Below are 26891 nucleotides of genomic sequence, written 5' to 3'. Positions count from 1 at the left end.
TCTCCTTGGCTTCATCGAAGCCAGCATCGATTTCCTATTTTTCGGTCGCTTTTAAACGCCCTTTGTATCATAAATAGAATTGGAGAGGTCATGGCTGATGACAAGCTAAGAGCGACTCCTGCGGCTAGAAAGTTAGCGAATGATCTAGGGATCAACCTCTACGACGTTTCTGGCTCAGGTGCAAATGGTCGTGTCCACAAAGAAGACGTGGAAACTTATAAAGACACAAACGTGGTTCGCATTTCGCCACTTGCAAAACGAATTGCCCTCGAACATAACATTGCTTGGCAGGAAATCCAAGGAACGGGTCACCGTGGTAAGATCATGAAGAAGGACGTTTTGGCCTTGCTTCCTGAAAATATCGAAAACGATACTATCAAGTCTCCTGCTCAAATTGAAAAAGTAGAAGAAGTTCCAGACAATATCACTCCTTATGGAGAGATTGAGCGTATTCCAATGACACCAATGCGTAAGGTTATCGCCCAACGAATGGTTGAATCCTACCTAACTGCGCCAACCTTCACACTCAACTACGATGTCGATATGTCTGAGATGCTGGCTCTTCGTAAGAAGGTTCTTGAGCCAATCATGGAAGCAACTGGTAAGAAAATCACGGTTACAGACCTTCTTTCACTCGCTGTTGTGAAGACACTGATGAAACACCCTTATATCAATGCTTCATTGACTGAAGATGGCAAGACTATTATAACTCACAACTATGTCAACCTTGCAATGGCAGTTGGTATGGATAATGGTCTAATGACACCAGTTGTTTACAATGCTGAGAAGCTGAGCTTGTCAGAGTTGGTTGTTGCCTTCAAAGATGTCATTGGCCGTACATTGGATGGTAAATTGGCTCCAAGTGAACTGCAAAATTCAACATTCACAATCAGTAACTTGGGAATGTTTGGTGTTCAGTCCTTCGGTCCAATCATCAACCAACCAAACTCAGCAATCCTCGGGGTTAGTTCAACAGTTGAGAAACCTGTAGTTGTCAATGGTGAGATTGTTATTCGTCCTATCATGAGCCTAGGATTAACCATTGACCACCGTGTCGTAGATGGTATGGCTGGTGCTAAGTTTATGAAAGATTTGAAAGCCTTGATTGAGAATCCAATCTCAATGTTGGTTTAAGTAGCTATTGTTATTTTAGAGTTTTAGATAAAGGAAGTAAGACATGGCCTTAGAAGTAATTATGCCAAAAGCCGGCGTGGATATGACAGAAGGACAAATCGTCCAATGGAATAAAAAAGTCGGTGAATTTGTAAAAGAAGGAGAAATCCTTTTGGAAATCATGACTGACAAAGTCAGCATGGAATTGGAAGCCGAAGAAGATGGATACTTGATTGCCATCCTCAAAGGAGATGGTGAAACTGTCCCTGTAACGGAAGTTATTGGTTACCTTGGGGAAGAAGGGGAAAACATCCCAACAGCTGGAGCTGCTGCGCCAGAATCAAAACCAGCGCCTGCAGTTAGTGCTTCAAACGACGATGGTAAGAGCGATGATGCCTTTGATATCGTTGTGATTGGTGGTGGTCCTGCTGGATATGTAGCGGCCATTAAAGCTGCTCAACTCGGTGGTAAGGTTGCCCTTGTTGAAAAATCAGAACTCGGTGGAACCTGCTTGAACCGTGGCTGTATCCCAACTAAGACATACCTTCACAACGCTGAAATTATCGAAAACATCGGTCATGCAGCAAATCGTGGTATCGTCATTGAAAATCCAAACTTCACTGTAAATATGGATAAACTCCTTGAAACCAAGTCTAAGGTTGTCAATACTTTGGTTGGCGGCGTTGCAGGTCTTCTTCGTAGCTACGGAGTTACTGTTCATAAGGGAATTGGTACCATCACTAAAGATAAGAATGTCTTGGTAAATGGTTCTGAATTGCTTGAAACCAAGAAAATTATCCTTGCTGGTGGTTCAAAGGTTAGCAAAATTAACGTTCCTGGTATGGAATCTCCACTTGTGATGACCAGTGATGATATTCTTGAAATGAACGAAGTGCCAGAAAGCCTCGTTATCATCGGTGGTGGGGTTGTCGGTATCGAACTCGGCCAAGCCTTCATGACATTTGGTTCAAAAGTAACTGTTATCGAAATGATGGACCGTATCGTTCCAGCTATGGATGCGGAAGTTTCTAAGAATCTTCGCTTGATTCTTGAGCGTAAAGGTATGACCATCTTGACAGGTACAAAACTGCAAGAAATCATCGAAGAAAATGGTCAACTTCGTATCAAGGTTGAAGGAAAAGACAATATCATCGCAAGCAAAGCTCTTCTTTCAATCGGTCGTGTACCAGATCTTGAAGGAATTGGCGAAGTTGAGTTTGAATTGGATCGTGGACGTATCAAGGTCAATGAATACATGGAAACTTCTGTTCCAGGTATCTACGCACCAGGTGACATCAACGGTACTAAGATGTTGGCGCACGCGGCTTTCCGCATGGGTGAAGTTGCCGCTGAAAATGCCCTTAAAGGAAATCACGCTGTCGCCAAATTGAACTTGACTCCTGCAGCTATCTACACTCTTCCTGAAGTAGCAGCAGTAGGTTTGACAGAAGAACAAGCCCGTGAGAAATACGATGTTGCCATCGGTAAATTCAACTTTGCAGCGAACGGTCGCGCGATTGCTTCTGATGCAGCTCAAGGTTTCGTAAAAGTCATTGCAGATAAGAAATACGGAGAAATCCTTGGTGTTCATATCATTGGTCCTGCAGCTGCAGAATTGATCAACGAAGCGTCAAGTATTATTGAAATGGAAATCACTGTTGAAGAAATGCTGAAGACTATCCACGGACACCCAACCTACTCTGAAGTTATGTACGAAGCATTTGCGGATGTACTAGGAATGGCCATCCATTCACCTAAGAAAAAATAATTGAGGATAGATTAGACTGGAAAGGTATTTTCCAGTCTCTATCGTATAAAGGGATATCATGAAATATATTATCAATCATTCAAACGACACTGCCTTTAATATTGCCTTGGAAGAATATGCCTTTAAACACCTTTTGGATGAGGACCAAATCTTCCTACTTTGGATTAATAAACCATCTATCATTGTCGGGCGTCATCAGAACACTATCGAAGAAATCAATCGTGATTATGTCCGAGAACATGGCATTGAGGTAGTTCGCCGTATCAGTGGTGGTGGAGCTGTTTACCACGATTTAAACAACCTCAACTACACCATCATTTCAAAAGAAGATGAAAATAAGGCCTTTGACTTCAAGAGCTTCTCAACTCCGGTAATCAATACCTTAGCTCAACTCGGTGTTAAAGCTGAGTTCACAGGTCGTAATGACCTTGAGATTGATGGCAAAAAATTCTGTGGCAATGCCCAAGCCTATATCAATGGGCGTATCATGCACCACGGTTGCTTGCTCTTTGACGTTGATCTGTCAGTCCTAGCAAATGCCCTTAAGGTTTCAAAGGACAAGTTTGAGTCAAAAGGTGTGAAATCCGTCCGTGCCCGTGTAACCAATATTATTAATGAATTGCCAGAAAAAATCACAGTTGAAGAATTCCGTGATTTGCTATTGGAATACATGAAAAAAGAATACCCTGAGATGACTGAATACGTTTTTTCTGAACAAGAATTGGCGGAAATCAACCGTATCAAGGATACCAAGTTTGGAACTTGGAACTGGAACTACGGTAAATCACCTGAATTTAACGTCCGTCGTGGAACAAAATTCACTAGTGGTAAGGTTGAAGTTTTTGCCAACGTCATTGAATCAAAAATCCAAGATATCAAGATCTATGGTGACTTCTTTGGTATCGAAGATGTTGCTGCAGTAGAAGATGTCCTTCGTGGAGTGAAATACGAACGCGAGGATGTTCTTAAGACTCTAGAAACCATTGATATTACACGCTACTTCGCTGGTATTAGCCGAGAAGAAATCGCTGAAGCAGTAGTAGGATAATAAAAGAATCCATTTAAGATGGATTCTTTTATTACATTTAGACTTGATAATCAAGCTGATTAGAGTATAATAGAGAGGAAAAATGAAAAGGAGTTATTCATTAATGTTAGAAATTCCAGTAGAAAGTCTTAATCTATTTGAACAGTTAGACCGCAATGTTGTTGCTTTTTATAGAAATGAAGAAATTTCCCAAACAGAAAGTTTAAATATAAGTATCACACAAGAACATTATGATAAGAAAAATAAAGAGCTGCAGCCTTTAGGATACCAAGCTGTTCAAATACCTTTAGGAATGGCTTTAGATAATGTAATCCAGCAAGCCTATTTCCAAAATCTTATAATTGGCGGTCTTCTTCCCGATGAAATCAAAGTAAAGAAAGAGGACTTAATGCCTTTGAAAGACATTGTTGATAGTTTTTGTATTATGTACGCTGCAGCAAATAACCGACTGGAAAATGGTAAAGCTTATGAACTGATGAAGGATAAGACAGTGTATTTTATTGGTAAACTGTTGACTGACAGTCTTAAAAAAGGTGACGAAATTTCGTATATGGGAATCGAAAGAGAATCAGCTGATGGAACTTCTTATGAAGCAGTAAAATGCTTTCTAACTAAAGAGAGCGCTGAGCAATATAATGATGCAAAAAGACCAGTAAGCCACGCAAATTTAGCTTATCTGAAAGCCTTTTGGGGTAATCCAGTAATAATCGAGCCCCATCGTAACTACTGGATTGAGTTTAAATAAACAAAAAACGAAAGATAATAGGAATTGGTCTTTCGTTTTTAAGTAATCTTTAATTTACATAATTAATTTTATGTATTTTACAAACTATCCAAAGCATTCTTTTGTTCATCATTGACGATATGGGTATAGAGGTCAGTGACTTGTGTGCTGGCATGTCCTAGCTGATGGCTAACCAAAACTTGCGATTTAGTTGCATCATAGAGTCTAGTTGCTAGCGTATGGCGCAGTTTGTGGGGAGTTACACGGACTTTGAAGTCCTCAGAGTACTTAGCAACCATTTTCTCAACGCTGGAAGTATCGATACGATTGGGAACACCTCTGTAAAGTGTCAAAAAGAGAGCTATATCTGTCTTTTCTGTCTTATAGCGTTGATTTCGAATTGCTAGATAATTCTCTAGGTAAGGCTTGGCAAAGGCAGCGACATTGACAGAATCGCGTTTTCCGCCCTTACGTGTGACATCAATGACCATCATTTTGAGATTAAGGTCTCTTAGATCTAGATTAACAGCTTCAGATAAGCGGACACCGGATGCTAGGAGAAGGGCGATAATGGCCAAATCACGTTCTTTATTTTTATTGAATGACGAGAGAGCGCGATTTGAGAGTTGTTGTGGGTACTCTTGGTCGATATAAGTCAGAAAACCTTCTGTTTCATCGCCTAGAAAGAGTTTTTGCTTGATGTTTTCAGCTCTGGAAGCAAGGGTTTCTTTCTTTTTCTTAGTTGAAACTTTCTTCATTACATTACGATAGAAATAAGGTTCTCCCTGGTCGTTTTCAACTTCCTCGGTTAGATACTTATAAAGACTAGAAAGTGCCGATAAGGTCCGATTGATAGTTGTCTGTGAAACGCCCTGTTTGGTTGTATTAGCATTCAGCAAAGGTCGTTCTCGTAGATATAGGATAAAGGATTCCATGTCTTTCTTAGACATATTTTCCAAGACTGATAAAGGAATGTCAGACATTTTATCAGCATTTGAAATACCAGACTCCAAAACCCAGCTGAAAAATCGATCGTATTCCTTGAGGTATTCGTACAAGGTCGTAAAACTGTAGGGAACAGCAAGCTTTGATTGGTAGTATTCCAGAACATACCAGGGCATGATTTGTTTTAGTTTGTCAATTCGTTCCAGTAAAATCTCACGTTTCATGTATTTTCTCCATAATTAAGTCTACTAGTAGTATAGCATAGACTCATATATTTTTCAAGAAAATTATAGTTTTTCGGAAAAATGTTGTAGAGGATATATTGGAATGCAAGATTCAATCACTAATCTAATAATTAGAATCTCTTAGTTCATGATTGACAAAAATGATAACGCTTGAGTGTTAAGAAAAAAACGATTATTTATGGATCTATCTAAAGCAGGTCTATTTTTTTTCCAGACTGTCTTTAAAACCTTTCTCAAGGATAAATACAAGATTATTAAGGCCCTTCAATTACCTTATTCCAATGCCAAATTAGAAACAACGAATAATCTCATCAAACTTACCAAGCGTAATGCCTTTGGTTTTAGGAACTTTGACAACTTTAAGGAACGAATTTTTATCGCTCTGAATATAAAAATGGAGAAGACATCAATTATCCTCTCCAGAACTTAGCTTTTATTCAACCCGCTACATACAGTTGACAAAGAGCTGTTAATTTAAAATTTAAATGAATCAACTAATTTTTTGAGTTCAGAAAGTGTAAAATATTCTTTTTTATATTTTCTAAGTTGCTTATCATATAGAATTTGTAAATTATTATTCTTTCTTAAATTTATATATTCTTGTTGGATTGATTTATCAAATTTAAACTCAGGGAGATAGTTTTCATATTTTTTTCTGTAAACTAAAAGTTTAGCAAGAATAAGTTCCTTATCTGGATTGACTTTAGATACGTGTTTTACATATGTATATTTTTGAGTTTTATCTATTTTAAAAACAGAAGAGATTTCTAGACTTCCTGTAGAATAATTAAAAGCTATTGAATCCATATTTGTGTAAACAGTATTTGTTAGTTCACGCCATTTAGGATTTCTAACAGGTTGTTGGTTATGTTTAAATGCCCAAGTATCTTTTAATTCCCAAATATCTACCTCTATTTTTTCAAAAAATATTTTATATCCGCCAAATGCATTAATACGAATATTTTTATTTGTTTCTTCTCTTATAATATCGTATAAACTTACTTTTTTGTCTTTTAAAATTACTACAATATCAATATCCCTAGATTGTTCTTTAACATGCAAATATTTATCTCTAATATATCCGCCAAAAATAATTACTTCACTCACTTTGTTCAATTTTTCAATAAAGTAAGCGATATTTAAGTTCTCTAAATCTTTCTTTATATTAATTTGAATATCTGAATTCAATTTATTTGTCATGATATTACATTCTACCGTTCATAAGTTTTTTATGTAAAGATACAGCATAAGAATCTGTCATTCCCGAAATATAGTCAACAACGATTTGAATTTTTTCATAGTCTGTTAATTCTTTAATATGTATACGCCAGTCTTTATCTTTTAATAACTTAGGTAAACACTGAACATAGAGGAAATTATCCGAAATAAGTCTTACTAACTTCTCTTCTTTTTTAGTTTTAGTAGAATTTTTACATGAAATTTTTAATATAGCAGGGATAAATAAATCTAATAATTTAGTAATTACCGTATCGCCAACTAATTCTAATTCCAAAACTTCAGCTGATGAGAAAGCTTTTTTAAAAATTAAATCTTTTATATGCTTTAATATATTTTCCAGTGGTTCAATATTAAGGAGCGCTTCATTTTTGAAATTACCAGACATTATTTGGTCATAAACTTCATCAGTAAATCTATCAATTACAACATAAATCATTATTGATTGTAAAAATGATTTTAAATTTTGGGAACAAATTAAATCATAATCAGGAATATCTTTACTGAGCTTGTTGATTGTATTAGAAAAATTATCAAAACGTTCCTGATATTTAAATCTACCAATTTTATCAAAGTGTTTAGCTAACTCAGAAATTGAATTTTCTATAACACTTTTGAATTCTTTACTATAAATATCATTCCAAGTGATTAAACGTTTTTTTACACTATCTTCTAAATCAGCCATAATATATGCGATATCATCTGCTGCTTCTAAAATAAAAGTTGCTGGATGTCTGACTTCTTCTTTATTATTCATCATATTTTCAAGTATAAACTGATTAATTGTTTTCTCAGAATACATATATCCAAACTTTTCTTTCCCTATATTTTTATTTTCACCCTTGCACTTTACATTTGAAGAAGACCATGGATACTTCATAAGTGTTGCTAAAGTTGCTAAAGTTAAATTAGCTCCAAATTCATCATTCAAAAGCTGCAATCGTGATAAAATTCTAATACCTTGTGCATTACCATCAAAGTATTTAAAATCACATTTTTGCTCTTCTGTTATCATATTTTCTTCTGATTTTAAAGTACTATAGTTTAGTTTATTATTTTCTTTTGAATCTTCATTAAAAAAATTTGAGAACCAATTTTTGATAACATATTCGCCAAAATGACCAAAAGGAGGATTTCCTAAATCATGTAATAATCCTGAGACCTTCAATAGAGAAGGGAGACGCTTTAGTTGTTTTAAATCTTCAAATCCTTCTACATTTCTTGTATGTAAAATGTGAGCTATTTGCCACCCCATAGATTCACTTAGTGAAGATACTTCTAAAGAATGTGTTAACCTAGTTCTAATAAAATCATTTTGCTGTAGTGGAAAAACTTGAGTTTTATCTTGAAGTCGTCTAACCGACGAAGAATATATAATTCTAGCATAGTCTCTATCAAATTCATTCTGTATATCAACAATGTTTGAGGAAAATTTATTATTATTATTATTATGATTATAAAGATCACGAATTCTAACATCAAAAAAAAGTTGTTCCCAATTTAACTTGGTCATATTATCTCCTTTACAAATATAAAAAAATTAACTAAATATTTTAGTTGGAATTAAAAATAAACAACCTTAAGTAAGGTAAGCATTTAGTCGTAAATTGATAAAATATGAAGACGTTATTTAATTGAATTCTTTTATCTAACTTTTGAATGTAGTACTCAACAATTCACTCATTCTCTTTAATATTTAAATGAAAGTTTCTTTAAAGTTTAAACAATTACCTTCATAGGAAATTTCCCAATTTATACGATACTTTATTATACCATACTAGATGTATGAAGAGTGTATGAAAAGTAATGAAAACTCTATAATATAATTTACTATCCAATATTCCTAAAATTATATAGTAAATCTTCTATTAAATAAATGTTCATAGTTTTCTATTAACAATTGAAAGAAAATTTTACGTTTCAATGCCCCCCTTATTATTCAGACAAAGCAAGACTCTATCCATCACTGTGTATAATGGAAAGGAATACGTCCGCTTTAAGAAATACCTGCATATTCTTTCCCCAAAAAAACTGTTCTTCTTTAAAAAATTGACACACAAATAGCTACTTAAAGTAATCGTTATAACGACTCCTAAAGAAGTCGCCTACATCGAAAATTGGATTAACAACAATCCTAAAAAGTGTTTGGACTACAAGTCACCTAGATAATTTTTTCTTTCTGGATAACTTGAACTTGAAATTTAGCTTAATTTTATCTTTTATGCTGATGATTTGCTATTTAACCATAAAATTTTTTTCCTTATTTTTAAATATACGTAATAAAATTTATGTAAACACATTATCCTACAGCAACAAATCTTTTACTTTCCCAATTTCACTTTTTGGAATCACTAGGTGAATCATATCACCCAGATACATTCTAGTTGAGCCGTTAACGGTTTGACTTTTGCCATTATGGACTTGGGTGGTGATGAGTACGTTATGTGGCAAGTTGAGCTCATGAACCTGTTTTCCAGCGATTTTGTCAGACACAGGGATTTCTATGAGGGTGACTTCTCCTTCATCTGTCGCTTCTTCTGGCAGCATTTTTTCTAGCATGGCCTCATAGACTGGCGCACCTTTAAGTAAATCCATGATGATATAGGCAACTAGGGTTACCAATCCAAGTGGCATGAGATTGCGAATGTCCCCTACCATCTCGGTTACGAGTATCATAGCAGTTAAGGGAGCCTTGGATATTGCTCCAAAGTAGCCACTCATTCCTAAAATGACAAATATAGGGAATTGCTCCTGACTGACAAGCCCGAGATTGACACAAATGACACCAACTAGGGCACCAAGTAAGGAACCAAGCGCCAGAATGGGAAGGAAAATTCCTCCTGGGAGGCCACTTCCATAGCTAATCATGCTCCAAACAAATCGAATCAAAAAGTAAGCTAATAAAACCTGAAAACTAAAATCTTGCTCAGTCAAAGAAAGAACGACCTGATTTCCACCACCAAGGATTTGTGGCAAGAAAATCCCGACTGGTATGATAAGGATAAAGGCTAGGATTGGATAATAAGCTCTATCCAAATGGATTTTTTGACCAAGCCAATCATAAATTCGACCAACATTGAGTACAGCTTTTTCATAGAGAAAACCAGAGAGCCCGAGAAAAACTCCCATAACTAGGTAAATCCAATACTGGTCTAGAGTCATGAGAGGAATGTTGTCTGGCATATCCAGTACGGGTGTTAGGCCAAATATGAGTAGTGAGACAAAGTTTGCTACGAGACTGGCTGCTAGAGTTGAGACCCAGAAAAAGCGGGAAAAATGGTGATAGACTTCTTCTACAACAAAGAGGAGGCCTGCAATCGGTGCATTAAAGGCAGCTGCTAATCCTGCTGCAGCACCACTGGCAATCAAGGAGCGTTCTTCAACTGGACTGGATTTTAGCCACTTAGCAATGCCTTTACCACCAACTGCTCCAAGTTGAATACTTGGCCCTTCTCGTCCCAGCATAAGGCCACTGGCAATAGCAAGAATCCCTAGAATATATTTTTTCCAGAGAACACTCCACCAGTTAAGAGTCATGAGCCCTTTTAATTCTGCTTCGACTTGAGGAATTCCTGAACCCTTGATATCTTTTTCTGACCGAGTTAGTTTCGCACTGAGCCAGCAAACTATTACATAAAATAGACCAATGAAAAAAAGATTGCGCACTAGGTGCGCTTGATCTTGATAGAGTCCTTGTATCAGATGGAAGCCCTTTTCGATTAAGAAACGAAAGGATCCGACGATTAGCCCGACAACGAGACCAACAATGATTCCTCGTCCAACTTGGGATAATATGGTACTTGAGGCAAAGGCGAATTCTTTCTTGGAACTGAGTGTTTCTGACTGTTCCTCCATAATCATTTCCTCTTACTTATCTTTCTTAGTTGAAACCAGTGTTTTGACAGGTTCAAAACTGGTTCGATGAATGGGAGTAACTCCTAGTTTTTCGAGACCTTCTAAGTGTTTAGCAGTTCCATATCCAGCATTGGCAGCGAAATCATATCCAGGATATTGGTTGTCATAGTCCTTCATAATATTATCCCGTGTCACCTTGGCCACTATAGATGCAGCTGCGATAGAGAGGGAGTTAGCATCTCCTTTGATAATTGCTGTTTGTGAAATTGGTAAATCAAGCTGCATGGCATCAATCAAGAGGTGCTCAGGTTGGGGGCTGAGTTGAGAGATTGCTTCTTTCATGGCCAGTTTGGTCGCTTCATAGATATTGACTTGGTCAATGATTTGATTATCCATAATACCGACACCGATTGCCAAGGCTTGGTCTTGAACAGCTTGGAAAATTTCAAGATGTTTCTTTTTAGGAATTTTCTTGCTATCGTTGAGACCTTTAATCTTACAATTTTTAGGTAAAATAACGGCTGCAGCGACTACAGGACCAGCAAGAGGACCACGGCCGACCTCGTCAACACCTGCTATAAAGGTCATTCCTTGCTTGTAAAGTTCTTTTTCATAGGACAGCATGGATTCCAAACGATGATCCTCATCCAGTTCTGCCTGAATGGCTTTTTTACGCTTGTTGATTTCCTTTTGAACTCCAGAGCGAGTATCTTTTTCGAATTCCAGAAAAAGAGGATTGTCTAAGTCTTTGACAGTAGCAAGAAGTTCTCTGATTTCTTTAATCGTCGTCATCGATGTCGTCCAATGTATCTAAGGTGTAGTTACCGAGTTTTCCATCACGGACTTCCTTCACGAAGAGACTGTAAAAGCGGTCGTAGTCATCTCGGAAACCGAGGGCACGTGTCATATCCATGATGATAACAGGAGCTTCTTCTTCAATTTTCATTTGTTTAAAACGTTCAGCTAGCTTATCAGGATAATGTTCTTTGAAATAATTGAGACCAAAAATGGTCACTTCATCCATAGGAAGCAACTGGTCTTTAATGGCTCCTGTTAGGGCTAGTTTGAGTGCGACAGCATCATCCTCAAACTTAGGCCAGAGAATCCCTGGTGTGTCTAAGATTTCAAGGTCTTTATTAGTTTTGAGCCATTGTTGCCCCTTGGTAACACCTGGTTTATTGCCGATCACCGCAATCTTTTTTCCAGCCAAACGGTTCATCAGGGTTGATTTGCCAGCATTTGGAATTCCGATAATCATGGTACGCAAGGTTTCAATTTGAATACCACGTTCTTTCTGACGAGCAATCTTGTCAGCCATGAGTTTTTTCGCTGCATCTGTCACAACTTTTACAGTCACTTGCTCTTTGGAATTGATAGCCAGTGTTTGAATTCCCTGTGATTCAAAGTACTGACGCCATTCTTTGGTCATTGCTGGATCAGCCAGGTCTGCCTTGTTCAAAATCAAGAGTTTTGGTTTATCACCAACAATTTTATTTAACATAGGATTTTGACTAGATAAAGGTAGACGCGCATCCACCAAAATTGTCACAAAATCAACAAATTTTAAATTCTCCTGAACCTGTCGCCGAGCCTTAGACATGTGGCCCGGAAACCATTGAATAGTAGCCATAATATTTTCCCCTTCCGACTAAAAAAACGTAATAAAACGTTTTCTTTCTCACCATCTATTCTATCATAAATTAGGTGCTTTTGCACAGGCTTTGACTAAAATAAAATCATACTATAGCACATAACTTAATTTATGTAATTAAACGTTTGCTTGACTTTATTTTCCGTTTGGTATATACTTTGTATATACGATTTCGTGGAGGTAGAGTGATGAATACAGTAAAGACTCGGAAGGTGGGAAATTCTCTCACTGTGACCATTCCTAAAAATTTAGGTATGACAGAAGGTCAAGAAATGGTTGTCTACAAAGGGATTGACGGAGTCATTGTCTTAGCTCCAAAACTGAAAGATCCTTTTGATGGGATTACTGATTTGAGAATGACAAACGATTTTGAAGGGGTAAGGTCACTTGATAGCGAAATCTGAGTATATTCCTGAAAAGCAGGATATCATTTGGCTGGACTTTGATCCATCAATTGGTCGGGAGATTCAGAAACGGCGCCCTGCCTTGGTTGTGTCTAGGAGAGAATATGCCTTGCAAACTGGTTTTGTGGCTGTCTGTCCCATCACTCATGGCCAACAACGTTTGGCAGAAAAAGGCTTATTCGTTCCTGTCTCGTCGGATAAGGTAGATGGCGCTGTCAATCCATTTCAACTATATACATTTGATTTTCGGATTCGTAATGCTCAAAAAATAACAAGAATGGACACACAATGTTTTCAGAAAGTCGTCCAACTTTACCAGTACATATTTGGTGATACTTAAATCCTACCATGCATAGACAAGGTAGGATTTTTTCTATATAAGTAACCTATTTAAGAACGGGTGAAGGCAATTGAGAAGAATTCCTCTAATCCAGCTTTCTTGTGCAGATGATAGATGTTCTGCCTGAAGGCATTCTTTTAGAAAATCGCGGACTTGTTCTGGTGCAATTTCAAACTCAAAGGCTTTCATCTTGTAGAAAAAATCGATGAGATGCTCAGATAAGTAATCATCTGAAAAGGGTATTTCTCCCCTTTTTCGATATTCTAATAGGAGTCGAGAAAATCTAGCTTTTTCATCAGGTAAATCCCGAAAATAAGAATTAAGAAGCCAAGTCTGCTTCTGCTTTCGTTCAATAGGATCTTGATTTGCAATTCGCTGATCCTTTTCCAGCTCCTTCTGGTTTTGTTTAGCCTTGATAGCCCGTTCGTCTCTATTTTTTCCAAAGAGGATTTTTTCCCACTTTCGTTCTTCTAGGGTCAAGGTTTCTGTAAAGCCAAAATAATCTTGGTAGGCACGTTCTGCCGGCCCCATGGCAAGAATGAGATTGTCAGCGTATTGCTTGGCGATTTTATCTCTTTTCTTGCGTTCCTTCTCTGCCTGAATCCGTAAATGCTGCTCGTAGTCGATTTTCTCCTTGCCTAGTTTGACAAGGTAGAGTTGGTCATCGGTCTTACCAAGTAGAAAAGGTTTGATACACTTTTCCAGCACTTCTTCCATACGAGCCTTCTTCTTTGGATCTGCCTTGGTCCAACTTCCGCCCTGAAAGACCTCTAGGAAGAGCTGATAATCTTTCTCAGGTGCAAATTGATTGCCACGATTGGCTTTGAAAACACCTTTTTCCCAAAACCATTTTAAAAGTCGTTCGTCAAAATCGCTTTTATTGACCTTGATTTTTTCCTTTTTCTGAGCCTTTCTAGTCAGATTTTCAAGTTTTCTGAGAAGCTTATCTTCCTCTTCGAGTTGCTGCTCTAAAGTCAGTCGATGAAAATGACGAACACAGTCGCTTCCGATAGGAAAGAGACGTTGACCAGTGACATTGTTAAAGAGTTCGTAGGCGTATTTTATAGCATTACCGCAGACACAATTGCTACGGCCAATGCCATTAAAAATCAAGGAAACTTCATTCCATTCCTTGGTAGCTTGTTCCCAAGTATCGGCTTTTGAAGCCTGTAAAACCGCATCGTGCAGGGATTTTCTAACTGGAAGTGTCATGAGGTCTCCTTTCTAGGTTATACTTTTACAACTTGAACCTCGTCTTTGCCGAGTAAGATCAAGTATTTTTCAATATTTTCAATCGAATAGGCTCGTGATAATGCTTCTCCGTATAAGGCTAACTGACCACGATAGCGGTCTATGAGTTGACTTGGTTCATCATAACGGTCTGTTTTGTAGTCGAAAAGAACGATACGATTCTCATAAAGCAGATATCCGTCCAAGATCCCACGAACAACGAAGTCTTCCTGACTCTTTTGATCTTTTTTGAGCATGGAGAAAGGTTGCTCGCGGTAGAGATGGTCGGTATTAGCGAGAATCTCCTGACCAAGTGGTGTGTCAAAGAAAGCTAGGATTTTAGAAAGGTTGATCTTTTCCCTAACAGCTGGACTAGTCTGAACCTGTTTGAGTATTTCTGTCAGGCTAGCAAGTGTTGGTTGCTGACTGAGGTCAATTCTCTGCATAAGTTCATGAGTGCCACTACCAATTTCTGCTCCAGTTACCTTTTCTTTGGTTGAAAAATCTGGTAAATCAAAGCTGATTTTCTTCTCTGGTGATTGACTTTGACCAGCAATTTCTACCCCTTCCATATCCATAACCGGTTCGTAGAATTTCTTGATCTGACTTGGAGTTTGGACACTAGGAAGCTCAATGGCTGCGCGGTGAAGAGTATTATAAACTTCTACCTCTTTCAGCATTTCCAAAGCTTCTTTGATGGTTTCTGACTGGCGGTTGTCTGCTTGAGAACTATCTTGTAGAGGGCTCTTGTTTTCCAATTCTCCGATAGCTTCTCTAGTCAACTGGTCTTCACCAACAAAACGATAGCTAAAGTTGAGATTGTCCTTGGTAAATACTTTACTGATAGCCCAGATCCAATCTTGGAAATTTCTTGCTTGCAGTCTGGTATTGCTATCTAATTTTCCGTTATTTGCTGCCGGGTATTCCTTTGCTTCCAGCTTTTCACGAGAACCCTTGCCAACAAGATAAAGTTTTCTCTCCGCCCTCGTCATGGCAACATACAGCAAACGCATCTGCTCTGAATAGCTAGCCAATTGCAGTTCTTTCTCATTCTGCGTATAAGTTAAGCTAGGAATGGAGAGTTTGATGGTTTTAGGATAGTGTGCTTCCACTGCTCCTGTTTCTACCTTGGCAATGTATTTGACACCAAGCCCATTTTGACGACTGAGAATGACGTCTGACATCGAATCTTGCTTGTTGAAGTCCTGATCCATGTTGAGGATAAAGACATAAGGAAACTCCAATCCTTTGCTCTTGTGAATGGTCATGAGTTCAACAGCATCCTTGGGTGGTGCGACAGCGACGCTTGCAAGGTCATGCTGAGCTTCTAGGACTTGGTCAATCATACGTATAAAACGCGACAAGCCCTTGAAATTACTCTTTTCAAACTGATCAGCTCGCAGAGCTAGGGCATAAAGATTGGCCTGTCTAGCAAGCCCATTTGGCAAAGCACCAACATAATCGTAATAAAAACGGTCGTTGTAAATTTTCCAAATCAAGTCATAGAGAGAGTGGGTTTTAGCATACAAGCGCCAAGAATCCAAAATATCCATGAACTGATTTAGTTTCTCAGCTAGTTCTGTGTGAATCAAGTCTTTTTCAACGGTATCCTGTTTTTGAGCATTGACCAGTTTCTCATAGAGATTTTCTTGGACTTTGTCCTCTGCTTTCTGAAGGGACAAGCGTGCTAACTCGTCCTCATCAAAACCAAACATAGGAGACTTCATCAGCGCAACAAGAGCATAGTCTTGCAGAGGATTGTGGATGACACGAAGCGTATCCAACATAACTTGTACTTCTAGGGATTGGAGGTAATTGTTTTGCTCACCGTCGGTTTTAACTGGAATTCCGTACTCTGACAGGGCAAGTAGAATCTGGTCATTTCGACTGCGACTGGAAGTTAAAAGGGCAATTTCCTTAAATGCCACACCTTTTTCCTGATGAAGCTTCAAGATTTCCTTGATGACCAGGCGCATTTCCCCAGTGAGTTTCGTGTCTTCATCACTTTCTTCTTTCTCTTGCCCACTATCGCCCTTATCGTAGAGGAGAAATTCTGTCTTGTTGCATGGATTGGGCGTTAGTTTGGTATTGGCAAAAACAAGCTGGTGCATGCTGTCATAGTTGATTTCGCCGACCTCTTGGTCCATAAGGCGCGCAAAAACATCATTGGTTGCTGACAGAACTTCTGAACTACTACGGAAATTTTCCTTGAGGAGGATTAGCTTGCCTTCTTGAGGATTTTGCGCATAACGTTGAAATTTTTCATTAAAAATCTGTGGATCTGCCTGACGGAAACGGTAGATGGACTGCTTGATATCCCCCACCATAAAGCGATTGTGACCATTCGACAGCAATTCCAACATCCTCTCTTGAATGTGGTTGGTATCCTGATACTCATCGACCATGACTTCGTGGAATCGTTCCTGATAAGCCTCGCAGACTTGTGGGAAATTCTCTAAAATCTCAATGGTGTAATGACTGATATCAGCGAATTCAAAAGCATTTTCCTGGCGTTTACGTTCTCGATAAGCCTCTACAAAATCGCTCATAAAGGTTTGGAAGGTTTTAGCTAGATTCCATGTGTCTTCATGATAATGTTCTTGGTAGTCGAGAACCGTTATCTGGTCTGCTAGTTGTCCTAGTTTAGCAAACTGCGCCTTTCTCTTATCGTTATAGGCATCAGCTAGTGGTTTTAAATCGGCCTTACGACTGGAGTTAGCCAGAGCTCGACCATTTTTCTCCTTCGAGATGGCGACAACACGAGCAAGCACTGCTTGATAAGCCTGACTATCGGACTCTTGATTTAAGGAGCTAATTTCATCCAGAACCTGTTGAACAGCTTCTAAATAGGCAACTTTGGGAAACTCCTTGGCATCGTTATCCAGATGATAACGGAAGAAACTTTCCAAGTCCCAAAGCGCCTGCTTGATTTGCTCAGTTAGTTTCTCTTTTTCATTTGCAAAGTCAGCTTCCTCAAACCCTTTGAGGAAAGACTCGTTCAGCCATTTTTGGGGACTGCTGGTGGATTGGAGAAAATCATAGATTTTGTAGACTTGCTGGCGTAGACCTCGTTCATCCTTGCCACGTCCAGCAAAGTTTTTCACCAAACGGCTAAATTTCTCTTTATTCTCACCTTGGTAATGCTCTTCAAAAACCTGATGAAAAACTTCGTTTTTTAAGATTAACTGTTCACTTTCATTTTGTAGAATACGAAAATTTGGTGCGATATCAATCAGATAACCATGCTTGCCAAGGAATTTTTGCGTGAAGGAGTCCATGGTTCCGATGGCAGCGTTTGGCAGGTCTGCCAACTGACGCCCCAAGTGTTGTTTGAGATCAACATCGCTACTTTCTTGGATTTGTTGGCTGATTTTTTTCTCCAAACGTTCTTTGAGTTCGGTCGCAGCCTTAACAGTAAAGGTCGAGATAAAGAGTTGGCGAATTTCCACACCACGCGCTAATTGGTCAAGAATGCGCTCGGCCATAACAAAGGTTTTACCTGAACCAGCTGAAGCTGAAACTAGGATATTTTGCCCCGCCGTATAAATGGCTTCGATTTGCTCGGCAGTTTTCTTTTGTACCTTGCTCGAATGCGCTTCTGCTTCTTGCAGTTTTTGAATCTCTTCCTCAGTTAAAAAGGAAATGGGCTTCATCTATTCAACTCCTCTCTCATTTTCTCAAACCAAGCTTGCTTGAGTTTTTCTCCGACCAGACGCTTGCCGTCAGCTAAGTCCAACTTCTCTAGGAAACGGGCTTGTCCCAAGTGGTAATTGGCTTCAAAACCTGTAATGGCTTGATGTTGCTGAACGTACGGGGCAATACTTCTGCCATTTTCGGTATAGGGATTAATGGCGAACTGCCCTTCTAAAATCTTCTCAGCTGCCTTCTTGTAAAGATGGGCATTATAGTCTAGTAAGAGCTGGAACTCCTCATCTGTCAACTGGTTGGCCTTGTTTTTGTTGTAAAATTCGCCCAAATGACTGCTTTCTTTTTCTAAAAAGAGCCCCTGGTATTTCATTGACTTGCTGGCTTCAGCTACTGCTCCAGCCAAACTCTTAACAGCTAATAAAGATTGGACAGGCTCAGCCATTTCCAAGTACATGGCTCCGAAAAAGTTCTGTTCCCCTTCCTTTTTAAGGGCAGCAAGATAGGTAGGCAACTGGGAATTAAGTCCATTGAAGAAATGAGGAAACTGGAACTGGGTCAGACTAGACTTGTAGTCTACCACTCCTATCGCTCCATCAGCTTTCAGGCGGTCAATACGGTCAACCTTGCCTCGCACATGGACACTCCGACCATTATCCAATTGAATAAAGGCCTGATCTTTGCCGCCAAATGTTGCTTCCTCTTGAATGGTTTCAATGGCTGGATTATGACGAAGGATGTGGCCAGTAGTCCGAGCCACATCAAGTAAAACTTCCTTGGTAAATTGGGCTTCCAAACTTTCTTGATAAATAGCTTCAAATTCGCGTTCTTGGCTGGTTTCCTTAATGGCTTGTTCCAAACGCTGGTCAAATGGATTTTCAGCAGGGAGTTTCAAGGCACGTTCAAAAATACGATGCAAGAAATTCCCATGACTACGAGCATCTGGACGCAGGCGCAATTCTTCCTGCAAACCTAAGACATAACGGAGGAAATAACTGTATTCATTGCGGTAAAACTCCGTCAAACCAGACGTAGACAGGTAAAACTCCTTGTCAGCGGGATAGAGAGCCTGCAAGGTCTCTTTTTCTAATGGCTTGCTGCTTGGGCTAGTTGGGAGTGCAGGATTTGTAAGACCTTTCTGATCAAGTTTTTTCCCCATGACACGCGCTAGAACCTTGACAAAGGTCACATCTTGTTCATTTTCACTAGAAGCAGCTTGCTGATGATAGGCAACAAGGCTAGACAAGAGACTATGATATGATCCCATATCTTCCTTAGACATACCTTTGTGATGAATCTTCTTCTCTGTCCGATTAAAGCCAAAACTCACCAGTTCCTGAAGATAAGCTGATTCCTTGCTCTCATTTTCATTGAGGAGACTTGGAGCGGATAACACCAACTGCTTACGAGCAGCATTGACCAAGGAAAGCATGGTATAGCGATTTTTCTTGAGGTTTTCACTACTTGCAATCAGTAATTGCGCTCCCTCCTCAGTTGCTTGGTTTAAACTTTGTCTTTCTTCGTCTGTCAAAAGACTGGTGTTTTGCGCGATTTTTGGTAAATGATCCTGAGTCAGCCCGATGGCGTAGACAAAGTCAGCTGTCAGAGGTGAAATTAGATCGTAACTCTGCACCAGAACGGTGTTCACTGTCGCTGGAATGGTGCGATACTGGGACAAACTCATTCCAGAATGGAGCAAGGATAGGAAATCCTCTAGACTAACTTGTGAACCAGCAAAAACCGTCGCAAATTGTTCTAAAACATGGCAGAAGGTTTTCCAAACTTCGGCTTGTCTTTCCTGTTCAAGAGCTTCCATAGTAGCTGTCAACTCTTGCAGTTGCTTGGTCACCGATCCTTCTTTTAGAAAGCTATTCCACTTTTGCAAGAGATTTTCAGTCTTTTGCTTCCGACTAGCAAATAAGGTTTCAAGTGGCGCCAAAACGCGCAGACGAATAGCGTTCAAACGTTCCAAATCGAATTTTCCGTGGTGGGATTTGGTGAAGGTCTGCTGAAAAGCTGGCAAGCCATTGATGCCAAGATAGCGGAGATATTGCTCAAAAGCATCAATATCTGCCTGGCTAAGGTCAGTATACAGACCAGTTCTGAGGAGATTAATCAAATCCTCCTGACGGAAACGGTAGCGTTTCAAACGCAAAATAGACTCCACAAACTGAGTCAAAGGGTGGTGGGTCATGGCTTCACTTCTACCAAGATAAAAAGGAATCTGGTACTGGTCAAAAATGGTCTTAAGAGACAACTGGTAAGAAGCCACATCTCCAAGCAGAATACGGAAATTCTTGTAACTCAGATCTGGATTGTCATGTAATTTCTGACGAATGCTACGGGCTACCAGCTCCAACTCCTCTTTTTGCGTCAAGCAAGACCAGATTTGCAGATTTTCACGGTCCTTCTCATAGACATCTAAAGCGAGTTCTGAAAAATCATAAGAAGACTCCAGCAAACGAGAGGCCTTGTCAAAACTATCTATTTTCACATGGGTCTGAGAACGATCCTGAGCAGGTGTTTGGTATTTTGCCCCCAAATGATGAAGAAATTCCACACTGGCTTGGTAGAGATTCCCTTCAGAGAACGGACTGGTATAAGCCTTCTTGCTTGCATAAGCCCCAATAACAATCTCGACACCTTTTCGATGAAGTAGATCCACTACACGCTCTTCCTCGGCAGAAAAACGGGTAAATCCATCAATAACCAAGGCAATCTGGCTGAAATCACTACTTACCTTATCATTCTCAATAGCCTCAATCAAATGGGATAACTGACTTCCCTGAGCCAACTGGCTTTGATTGAGATAAGCAGTCACTTTCTCAAAAACCAAGAGTAAGTCTGCTCGTTTATCCTCATCAGTCAAACTTTCCAAGTCTAAAAAGTTCATCTGAGCAGTCGTCATCTCATGATAAAGTTCAACCAACTGCTGGATAAATTGAGGATCCTGCTTAATCGCACCATAAACACGCAAGTCCTTGGGATCGAGTTCGGCAAGGCATTTATAAAAAGCCATCCCAAGCCCGATGTCATCTAGACTCGTCTTAGCTGGCAAATCATTTAAAACCAGGTAACGAGCCATCTGAGCGAAACGCGTAACGGTAATCGCAAAAGAAGCCTGCTGGGACAAGCATTCCAGCACGGCGCGTTCCTTTTCAAATGAAAGAGAGTTGGGGGCAATATAGAAGACCCGCTTGCCTGCAGCAACTAGCTCTTCTGCCTCTCTGGTCAAGATTTCTGTCAAAGAAGTCCGAATATCAGTATACAGTAATTTCATCTCAGCCTCGTTTGGTTTATCAAAGTTTCTTACTCTATTATAGCAAAGTTCGCTTCACAGTCCAAATCCAAAATTCTAGTTGACAATCATTTAATTAGCAAATCAATCATGCTTCATCATCCACTTTCATATGCTGAAAGATATGGAGGAAAAAGTCTTTGGAAATTTCAAAATGCCCATAGCGGAGGCGAGAAGTATAGTCTTTCCATTCAGGATGTTGTCTGGCTACTTCTATGGAACAATCTTTGACTGGCTGATAATACTCGACATTTCGTCTAAAGGGAAAGAATCCTTCAAATTGCTCTACTTGATAGGCCTTGTCGTCTATAATTTTACCTACGGCCACAAAAGCCTGTAACTTATCTTGACCGTTCATATCGTATTTTGGACTATAGTATAAAAGGTAGTCGCCTTTTTTCATACGGTTTAAGGGGCCACCCTTTCCATGACAGACCTGGCAAAAATTCCCTTCAACTCCTCTTAAAACATGGTTCTTTGAAACAACTCCGACCCAATATCTAGGCATTTTTATCCTCCAACTCTATTAACATGCGATTAAAAACTTCTCTATTGTTAGATAGTTTTTCAAAAAATTCTTCATCAATCCCTTCTACTAAAGGTAAAGCTTGATTGACCTTCTCCGTGCCAGACTTCGTCACTGAGACCAGTTTTGCCCGACTATCCTTTGGGTGTTGATCACGTCTAATGTAGTCCTTATTCTCCAGTAGCCTAACAATCTGGGAAACCGTCATGACATCCATACCGGTGAACCGAGCGATATCAACTTGCGTTACATATTCCTCTCTATTGCTCAGAAACAAGAGCGAGGTTAAAACGATAAATTGAGGCAAAGTGAGACCAACTGATTTCAAGACTCTTTTTAAATTGCTTTCCCACTTGTTGTAGACTTTGATGAACAGAAGACCTGTAGACTCTGTTTCATCATTTTTGTAAATTGAATTAAAGTGATACTTTGACATTTTTTCTCCTAAAATATTAAGTATACATATTATATAAGAATTTATTTTGTTTTTCAAGAAAAGGAAAGTCGAATGTTACAATTCTGTCAGACATTTTATAGTCTATATGCTATAATAAAAGCAAAACAGCTAGAAAAGGAAGTCTTATGATTAAACTACTTGCCTTGGATATGGACGGAACTCTCCTCAATGAAGCCAAGGAAATCCCACAAGCTCACATCACTGCCATTCACCAAGCCATTGAAAAAGGTGTCAAACTGGTTCTCTGTACGGGTCGCCCGCTTTTCGGTGTCCTCCCCTACTATAAAAAACTAGGACTTGACCTCCAGAACGAGTACGTCATTGTCAATAATGGTTGTTCAACCCACCAGACCAGTGACTGGGGTCTAGTTGACTGGCAAGAACTCAGTCCAGCTGACATTGAATACCTCTATGACTTAGCAGAAAAAAGCGACGTCCAGTTAACTCTTTTTGATGAGAAACATTATTTTGTCCTCGGTGGCAAGCCAAATGAAATTGTTCAAAATGATGCCAAGCTAGTCTTTTCAGACCTGACTGAAATCTCCCTTGAGGAAGCCACCAGTGGTAAGTACCGTATGTTTCAGGGTATGTTTTTAGGCACCAAAGAGCAAACAGACGATTTTGAACAACGGTTCGCTGAGGAACTCTGCCAACGATTCAGTGGAGTTCGTTCGCAGCCTGTCATTTATGAAGCCATGCCTCTTGGGACTACTAAGGCTACTGCTCTTTCTCGACTAGCTGCGATTTTGAAGATTGAGCCCTCAGAGATTATGGCCATGGGCGATGCCAATAACGATATCGAAATGCTTCAGTTTGCAGGACTTGGCATTGCTATGGGAAATGCCAGCGACCATGTCAAATCCCTTGCTAATGACGTCACAGCCAGCAATGAAGAAGAAGGCGTTGCGCGTGCGATTGAGAAGTATATTTTATAGTAAAAAAGCCCAGTCATGTCAACTGGGTTTTGTTTCTTTTAAGAATTACAAAACTTTAGAAACTCTTTAGAATTACTTGATGTTTCTTTGATTTCTATACCTTATACTAAAGTTAGTAAAACAAATCAAAAGGAGAAAATCATGAAAACAGTACTCGAAATTCATGGACTGACCAAACAATTCGGACAACAAGCTATTCTTCAAGATCTTAGTCTAACCATAAAAGAGGGAGATATTTATGGTCTAATTGGAAAAAATGGAGCAGGTAAAACTACTCTTATTAAAATCATTACGCAATTATTGTTTGCGGACAAAGGTACAGTTTCCCTCTTTTCTAGCCAAGAAGAAAATGAGTGGACAAAGGCTTTATCTCGAGTGGGTTCTGTTATTGAATCACCTGTAGCTCATAATCACTTAACGGCTTATCAAAATCTGAAATATTATTGTATGATACGTCATATTCCAAATGCTGATAAGGTAATTCATGAGACCTTGGACTATGTTGGGTTATCAGATACAGGAAAAAAAGTCTTTCGTGATTTCTCACTAGGAATGAAACAACGACTTGGCATCGCCATTGCCCTCCTATCCAAACCTGATTTCCTGATTCTTGATGAACCCATTAATGGCCTCGACCCAATTGGAATCAAAGAATTTCGCCTCATGATCCAGCGACTCAATCAGGAGAAAGGAATAACCATTCTCATCTCTAGTCATATATTATCAGAACTCTATCTCCTAGCTAATCGCTTTGGAATTTTGGACCAAGGTAAGATTATCCGTGAAATCAGTAAAGCTGAGTTTGAAACACTGAGTGAGGATTATATTGTACTTAAAACAAGCGATAAAGAAAGAGCTTGTCAGGTATTGAAAGAACAAATCCAGCTCCAGTTTAAGGTTGTCAATCCTGAAAATGAAATCCATATCTTTGGTAATGAACAAGATGTCAAACAGATTCTCAAGCAACTAACTTTGGCCGATGTTGCTATTGATGAGATATACTTTGCCCGTCAAAACCTAGAAGAATACTTCACACAATTGGTAGAATAGGAGAAAAATCATGATACATACCATTCAAGCAGATTTTTACCGTCTTTTCCGCTCCAAAGGATTCTGGATTACCGAATTCATTCTCTTTGTACTTATGTTACTGGGTGCTACTATTGGCGCTACAGGACATCTAATGTCAGTTCAGACAGCACCACCAGAGACTCCAACCCATGGTTGGGACGGCGTTCAAGCTCTTATCAACACGTCTAGCAATGGTTCAAACCTCGTTTTTCTCTGCATTGTTCTAGCATGTCTCGTTCTCGGAGTTGATCTAATCGGCAAGCTCTATAAAAATAGTTTGACTGTTGGCGTTTCTCGTACAGAGTTTTTCTTCGCTAAATCCTTTGTACTAGCAAGTATCGCTCTCTTGCAACTCATCGCCAGCCTTGTGATTGCTTTTGTTCCCTCAACTCTACTAAACGGACTTGGTACGATGCCTGATGGTTTTATTACAAACCTTCTCTTAACGATTTCCCTCCAATTTCTCTGCCTCCTCGCTTGGCTTTCGATTATTTCCTTTATTCTCTATGTGACTCACTCCTATCTTGCCGTATTTATCGGCTATCTAGTTACCTCTATCATCCTTTCTATGCCGATGCTTATCTTTCCAAATATCGAAATTTTACGATATCTGAGCTTAAATTTTGCCTATGCCATGACTGCTGATAGTCAATCAGTTCTCTATACCATAACGGTTTGCATCGCTATCATACTTTTCTTCTCTCTCAGTGGACTGACTGTTTTCAAGAAGAAAAGCTTATAAAAAGGACCTCCTCTAGGATATAGAGGAGGTTTCTTCTGTTAAAAATAGATAAATACCGAAAACCATTCTCCATCAGTGGCTAGCTTCATATCCGCTCCAAGAAGATGAACTAATTCCTCAGTAATATAGAGACCTAAACCAGAGGATTCTTCTGTATCCGACATATTTTCAGAATAAAAACGATTGCTGAGATTATCTATATTCTTGATAGGCTTTTTGACTAGATTATCAATTTCCAAAACAAGCCCCTTTTCTTCCTTTTTCAAGGAAAGTCGAGCCTTCTCCTTGCCGTGCTTGAGAACATTTCCAAGAAGGTTTTGTATAATTCGATCAAGCAAGTCCTCATCAGTCATCGTTTTCAATCCTGGTTCAACATTAAAATCCAGAACAATATGTGAAGTTTGAAAAACATCGTAATAGGCTAAAGTCTTTTTCGTTATAAAAGTTGATAAATCAAGCTCTTCCAGTTTCGGTTTGACTGCTCCTTCCATCAAATGACGGTATTCGAGGAGAGCTTCCAAACGTTTGGAAACCAAATCCTGATGATGGGCTATTTTATTTAAGGTTTCTGAACTATTATCGGGGTGTTTTATTAGTTGCTGAGTGTATCCTGAAGCGATTGTCAAAGGTGTACGAATATCATGAGCAATGTTACTGATTGCCATATCTAGGGTGCGTTTTTCACGCTTCATGATTAGCTGATTTTGCTCCACTTCTTGAAATAGATTCTCAATTTGGTTATGTAGACGCAAAATGGTCTTTGAAAAGAAATTTACCCCAATCCTCTTCATGCTACCAGAGCGAATCTTTTCTTCGATTTGTCTGCTTAAATCTCTAATTGCTATATGATAGCGAATCAAAGAAATCGCTAGAATGATGTTGATAAGGAGCAACAAAGATATCAAAATGTAAATCATTGTTTATCTCCTTTTAATCGGACACCAACTCCCCAAATGGTTTCGATGTACTCGTGATTTGGATCCAGTTGATGTAGTTTCTTACGGAGATTGCTTAAATGAGTGTTGAGCGTATTGTCTCCAGGCAGGTAACTTTCTTCCCAAATCAATTCATAGAGTTCTTCTTTTGTGAAGATTTTTTTAGGATGATGGAGCAACATTTGAAGAATCTGGCACTCTTTCTTTGCGAGACGAATGGTTTCAGTTGCGCTACTTATTTCAAAACTATCCGCATCGAACTGGATATTTTTAAAGTTTTGTACGAAGTTATCAATTTCTCTTCGCTCTCCTGACTGATGTTCACCACTTTGGCGCAATTGCACAGTAACTCTGGCAGAGACTTCGTCCAAATCAAAAGGCTTCACTATGTAATCATTGGCACCATCTAGGAGATATTGGCTGATGAGCTTTTTATCACCTAAAGCAGTAAGCATGATGACCGGAGTCTGACTAGTTTGTCGAATAGCTTGCAAGACTTGGTCGCCATTTTTCCCAGGGAGCATGATATCTAGCAAAACGAGATCAATGCCACCTTTCTCAAATTGCATTATACCTTCTGTGCCAGAAAATGCTTGAATCACCTCGTGTTCCTCTGTAAGAAGAGTTCTCAAGATTTCCTGGATTTCATTATTATCTTCAATTACAAGTATGCTCGCCATAAACCTCGTCCTTTCTAAAACTATTATAACATGTTTTGCTAGG

23 protein-coding genes are annotated in these 26891 nt (G+C 39.1%); 10 read left to right on the top strand and 13 right to left on the bottom strand.

Translation table 11 applies throughout. From position 1 onward, the window contains the following. Nucleotides 1–90: 90 nt before the first annotated feature. The 4 genes from HMPREF0850_RS08855 (at nt 91) to HMPREF0850_RS08840 (ending at nt 4674) form a co-directional block, all read left to right on the top strand. Entirely contained in the window at nt 91–1134 is a 1044-nt protein-coding gene (locus tag HMPREF0850_RS08855; RefSeq protein WP_000752730.1) for a dihydrolipoamide acetyltransferase, read from the top strand. A gap of 43 nt (nt 1135–1177) precedes the next feature. Next, a complete protein-coding gene (gene lpdA / locus HMPREF0850_RS08850) occupies nt 1178–2881 on the top strand; it encodes a dihydrolipoyl dehydrogenase (RefSeq protein ID WP_001162884.1) in 1704 nt (567 codons plus the stop codon). Nucleotides 2882–2939: 58 nt separating this feature from the next. Further along, nucleotides 2940–3929: a lipoate--protein ligase gene (locus tag HMPREF0850_RS08845; RefSeq protein ID WP_000873976.1), complete on the top strand. Its 990-nt coding sequence runs from the start codon at nt 2940–2942 to the stop codon at nt 3927–3929. 103 nt (nt 3930–4032) lie between these two features. Beyond that, entirely contained in the window at nt 4033–4674 is a 642-nt protein-coding gene (locus HMPREF0850_RS08840) for a hypothetical protein (protein WP_000890072.1), read from the top strand. 77 nt (nt 4675–4751) lie between these two features. Here the strand turns inward: HMPREF0850_RS08840 and xerS are convergent, their stop codons facing one another. Next, on the bottom strand, nt 4752–5822 hold the full coding sequence (gene xerS, locus HMPREF0850_RS08835) for a tyrosine recombinase XerS (RefSeq protein WP_000817861.1): 1071 nt from the start codon (nt 5820–5822) through the stop codon (nt 4752–4754). 175 nt (nt 5823–5997) lie between these two features. Here xerS and HMPREF0850_RS08830 point away from each other — a divergent pair, with 175 nt between their 5' ends. Next, nucleotides 5998–6273, top strand: a complete 276-nt coding sequence (locus HMPREF0850_RS08830; protein WP_009013985.1) for an ISL3 family transposase — start codon at nt 5998–6000, stop codon at nt 6271–6273. 44 nt (nt 6274–6317) lie between these two features. Here the strand turns inward: HMPREF0850_RS08830 and HMPREF0850_RS12595 are convergent, their stop codons facing one another. From HMPREF0850_RS12595 to ylqF, 5 genes are all read right to left on the bottom strand, one after another. Then, a complete protein-coding gene (locus HMPREF0850_RS12595) occupies nt 6318–7043 on the bottom strand; it encodes a hypothetical protein (protein WP_000182539.1) in 726 nt (241 codons plus the stop codon). Nucleotides 7044–7047: 4 nt separating this feature from the next. Next, the gene (gene dgt, locus HMPREF0850_RS08820; protein WP_000163956.1) at nt 7048–8592 is read right to left on the bottom strand and encodes a dGTP triphosphohydrolase; all 1545 of its coding nucleotides are present in this window, start codon (nt 8590–8592) and stop codon (nt 7048–7050) included. Nucleotides 8593–9383: 791 nt separating this feature from the next. Further along, a complete protein-coding gene (locus HMPREF0850_RS08815) occupies nt 9384–10934 on the bottom strand; it encodes a ClC family H(+)/Cl(-) exchange transporter (RefSeq protein ID WP_000392574.1) in 1551 nt (516 codons plus the stop codon). Between the two features lie 12 nt (nt 10935–10946). Continuing rightward, nucleotides 10947–11726, bottom strand: a complete 780-nt coding sequence (locus tag HMPREF0850_RS08810; RefSeq protein ID WP_000207527.1) for a ribonuclease HII — start codon at nt 11724–11726, stop codon at nt 10947–10949. Beyond that, nucleotides 11713–12564: a ribosome biogenesis GTPase YlqF gene (gene ylqF, locus HMPREF0850_RS08805; RefSeq protein WP_000201290.1), complete on the bottom strand. Its 852-nt coding sequence runs from the start codon at nt 12562–12564 to the stop codon at nt 11713–11715. Before ylqF ends, HMPREF0850_RS08810 begins: the two co-directional genes overlap by 14 nt. A gap of 209 nt (nt 12565–12773) precedes the next feature. On the opposite strand from ylqF, the gene mazE reads away from it, so the two are divergent. Together mazE and HMPREF0850_RS08795 are read left to right on the top strand one after the other, a co-directional pair. Continuing rightward, on the top strand, nt 12774–12989 hold the full coding sequence (gene mazE, locus HMPREF0850_RS08800; RefSeq protein ID WP_001098942.1) for a type II toxin-antitoxin system PemI/MazE family antitoxin: 216 nt from the start codon (nt 12774–12776) through the stop codon (nt 12987–12989). Beyond that, a complete protein-coding gene (locus HMPREF0850_RS08795; RefSeq protein WP_000560804.1) occupies nt 12973–13329 on the top strand; it encodes a type II toxin-antitoxin system PemK/MazF family toxin in 357 nt (118 codons plus the stop codon). Before mazE ends, HMPREF0850_RS08795 begins: the two co-directional genes overlap by 17 nt. Nucleotides 13330–13362: 33 nt before the next feature. Here the strand turns inward: HMPREF0850_RS08795 and HMPREF0850_RS08790 are convergent, their stop codons facing one another. The 5 genes from HMPREF0850_RS08790 to HMPREF0850_RS08770 all read right to left on the bottom strand — a co-directional run bounded on the left by HMPREF0850_RS08790 (nt 13363) and on the right by HMPREF0850_RS08770 (nt 22464). Further along, entirely contained in the window at nt 13363–14541 is a 1179-nt protein-coding gene (locus tag HMPREF0850_RS08790) for a hypothetical protein (RefSeq protein WP_000174786.1), read from the bottom strand. A 17-nt stretch (nt 14542–14558) separates the two neighbouring features. Then, nucleotides 14559–18212 (bottom strand): helicase-exonuclease AddAB subunit AddA, encoded by a 3654-nt coding sequence (addA, locus tag HMPREF0850_RS08785; RefSeq protein ID WP_000802717.1) that lies wholly within the window; start codon nt 18210–18212, stop codon nt 14559–14561. Continuing rightward, the gene (gene rexB / locus HMPREF0850_RS08780) at nt 18209–21484 is read right to left on the bottom strand and encodes an ATP-dependent nuclease subunit B (protein WP_000772316.1); all 3276 of its coding nucleotides are present in this window, start codon (nt 21482–21484) and stop codon (nt 18209–18211) included. The genes addA and rexB overlap by 4 nt, the downstream gene beginning before the upstream one ends. 106 nt (nt 21485–21590) lie before the next feature. Further along, the gene (locus tag HMPREF0850_RS08775) at nt 21591–22010 is read right to left on the bottom strand and encodes an EVE domain-containing protein (protein ID WP_001138496.1); all 420 of its coding nucleotides are present in this window, start codon (nt 22008–22010) and stop codon (nt 21591–21593) included. Continuing rightward, the gene (locus HMPREF0850_RS08770; RefSeq protein ID WP_000049668.1) at nt 22003–22464 is read right to left on the bottom strand and encodes a MarR family winged helix-turn-helix transcriptional regulator; all 462 of its coding nucleotides are present in this window, start codon (nt 22462–22464) and stop codon (nt 22003–22005) included. The genes HMPREF0850_RS08775 and HMPREF0850_RS08770 overlap by 8 nt, the downstream gene beginning before the upstream one ends. 146 nt (nt 22465–22610) lie before the next feature. On the opposite strand from HMPREF0850_RS08770, the gene HMPREF0850_RS08765 reads away from it, so the two are divergent. From HMPREF0850_RS08765 to HMPREF0850_RS08755, 3 genes are all read left to right on the top strand, one after another. Continuing rightward, nucleotides 22611–23420, top strand: a complete 810-nt coding sequence (locus HMPREF0850_RS08765; protein ID WP_000593591.1) for a Cof-type HAD-IIB family hydrolase — start codon at nt 22611–22613, stop codon at nt 23418–23420. Between the two features lie 141 nt (nt 23421–23561). After that, entirely contained in the window at nt 23562–24470 is a 909-nt protein-coding gene (locus HMPREF0850_RS08760; protein WP_000859681.1) for an ATP-binding cassette domain-containing protein, read from the top strand. Between the two features lie 10 nt (nt 24471–24480). After that, nucleotides 24481–25233: an ABC transporter permease gene (locus HMPREF0850_RS08755; protein WP_000581973.1), complete on the top strand. Its 753-nt coding sequence runs from the start codon at nt 24481–24483 to the stop codon at nt 25231–25233. Nucleotides 25234–25271: 38 nt separating this feature from the next. Here HMPREF0850_RS08755 and HMPREF0850_RS08750 read toward each other — a convergent pair whose 3' ends face one another. Beyond that, nucleotides 25272–26150 (bottom strand): sensor histidine kinase, encoded by an 879-nt coding sequence (locus HMPREF0850_RS08750; RefSeq protein ID WP_000639369.1) that lies wholly within the window; start codon nt 26148–26150, stop codon nt 25272–25274. Then, entirely contained in the window at nt 26147–26848 is a 702-nt protein-coding gene (locus tag HMPREF0850_RS08745; RefSeq protein WP_000146579.1) for a response regulator transcription factor, read from the bottom strand. The genes HMPREF0850_RS08750 and HMPREF0850_RS08745 overlap by 4 nt, the downstream gene beginning before the upstream one ends. Nucleotides 26849–26891: the final 43 nt, after the last annotated feature.

Origin of the sequence: Streptococcus sp. M143 (assembly GCF_000162495.1) — a bacterium.
Classification (GTDB): Bacteria; Bacillota; Bacilli; order Lactobacillales; family Streptococcaceae; genus Streptococcus; species Streptococcus dentisani.
Note: the sequence above shows the minus strand (reverse complement) of the source record. Positions and strands in the feature narration are given on the sequence as shown.